The organism is Sphingobium sp. IP1 (assembly GCF_002708645.1).
In the GTDB taxonomy this organism is placed as follows: Bacteria; Pseudomonadota; Alphaproteobacteria; order Sphingomonadales; family Sphingomonadaceae; genus Sphingobium; species Sphingobium yanoikuyae.
The window spans coordinates 1-1,655 of record NZ_NOIW01000242.1 but is presented as its reverse complement, the minus strand read 5'-3'; the positions used below and the strand labels follow the sequence as shown (position 1 = coordinate 1,655).

Here is a 1,655-nt window from a genome sequence, read left to right as displayed (position 1 = left end):
CCTGCTCGAACCCATCGGCAATATCCCGCCGGCTGAAGCTGAGGAACTGTACTACGCCATGCTGGACGACGTCCCCATGGCTGCGTAACTTAAACCAAATAGCCTCCGGCAAACCCGGGGCGGTTCAACTAGCACATGTCCGCTTTCCAAACCGGTTGGTTAAAAGCCGCCATTCCGCTTCCTACCCATCCCGGCCATTTGACGGGCACCGAATGTGTCCACACGGCCTAATGTTCCCCCGAGGGCGATCTTGCGATGCTGACGAAAATCAATGGGTTGATGTTGGCGGACGCATTTGCGCCGGCGCATCGCTCCATGGCTCTGTCGGCCGGGGAGGCTGTGGTTCGGGCGCTGACAAGTCGACAATGGACGGAGCGATTTGCGGTCCAGGCTGAAGGGCAGGGCGTGCTGATTTCGGCGCGCCTCTATTTTGCGACGGACCGGCTGCGATTGAGCAAGGACGATCCAGCCTGGGGTTTGGCGCGCGCGTTGCAGACGCGCAGCAGCGATGGCTTCCTGCGCCAGGCCGCCGCGCGCGATCTGATCGGCCATTTCCGGCCCTGGGCCGCCCCGTTCATCGTCGCGCTGATCGGCGAATATATCGTGGAGATACTGGAAGACATAGCGGCCGGTCTCACGCCGGACATGACCCTGGCGCTGGCCGCTTTCATCGCTGAAAACCCGGCCTATTGGCGGACGACCAAGTGCCGCGTGATGAGCTATTGGGACGCCTATTATCGACATGGTGGCTATGACATGTCGGTCACGCATGTGCCCCTCGTGGAGGAGCCAAGCTGTTGGGGCCGGGTGAAGCGCCGCATGCTGCGCTATTGGAATGTCGGCCATCGACATGATCGCGGCAATGGGATGCACCGCAGCTATCGACGGGACGAATATATCGGTTTCAAGCTGATCGATCGCCTCGATCTGGCCGTGGCTGGCCAGGCCTGACGATGGAGGTGATGGCGCGTTCTGGCGGTGAGGCTCTCTGCAGGCTTTCGTGAGCCGCGCTTTCGCAAGCGAGAATGAAGCGCTCTGGCTCACGCCTGTCCGAAGCCTGCGGAAAGGGAGGCGAGAAGGTCGCGCGACAATGCGCGAACGGGGGCGCCGATCGCCCGCGGATCGGGCGGCCGCGGTCAGCTGGCCGGCTCGTCCGCTGGCATGGCGGGTGTCGTCGGCGCGGCCGGTTGATCCATGAGCAGATGGTCGGGCGTGGGCGCCGGTGCGCGGCGGTCGTAGCGCTCGACCGTGTCCCAGACGTCATAGAGCGACCGCTGATCGGTGTCGGCAACCGCGCGATTGCGTGGCAAATCAAGACGATACTTCATATCAAGGCGCTTAGGTCATCGATGCGGCAGGTCGATGACATTAAGGTGAGCGGAGCGTTTTTGGCGATGAAGCGAGTGGTTGAGCGATGGTGGATTGCCGGGCGACAATCGTGCCGGGTGCATGGCGGCAGGAGATGGTTTCTTGCTGGAAGAGTAGGCCTCTTTCTGCCGCCGCCTGAGGCGCCAGCCTTCGCTGGGGTGGCGGAGTTGGGGGGGGGGGCTAAGCGGCAGATTGTTTTGGCAGTTCTTCATACCTCTTTCTCCGCGCTCTTCGCGGCTCCGCGTGATTCATTTTTCGCGCGGAGCCGCGAAGATCGCGGAGGAGAA

General features: G+C 62.5%; 2 protein-coding genes. One reads left to right on the top strand and one right to left on the bottom strand.

Features of this window, described 5'->3' with window-relative positions; translation table 11 throughout:
• The first annotated feature begins 255 nt into the window (after nt 1–255).
• The gene (locus tag CG471_RS29725) at nt 256–951 is read left to right on the top strand and encodes a hypothetical protein (RefSeq protein ID WP_099234657.1); all 696 of its coding nucleotides are present in this window, start codon (nt 256–258) and stop codon (nt 949–951) included.
• 185 nt (nt 952–1,136) lie between these two features.
• Here the strand turns inward: CG471_RS29725 and CG471_RS29720 are convergent, their stop codons facing one another.
• Complete coding sequence (locus CG471_RS29720) at nt 1,137–1,328, bottom strand: hypothetical protein (protein ID WP_099234656.1); 192 nt, start codon at nt 1,326–1,328, stop codon at nt 1,137–1,139.
• Nucleotides 1,329–1,655: the final 327 nt, after the last annotated feature.

Coding starts and splice junctions, on each gene's coding strand:
- CG471_RS29720 (WP_099234656.1), bottom strand. CDS start 1,328: ATGAAGTATCGTCTTGATTTGCCACGCAATCGCGCGGTTGCCGACACC.
- CG471_RS29725 (WP_099234657.1), top strand. CDS start 256: ATGCTGACGAAAATCAATGGGTTGATGTTGGCGGACGCATTTGCGCCG.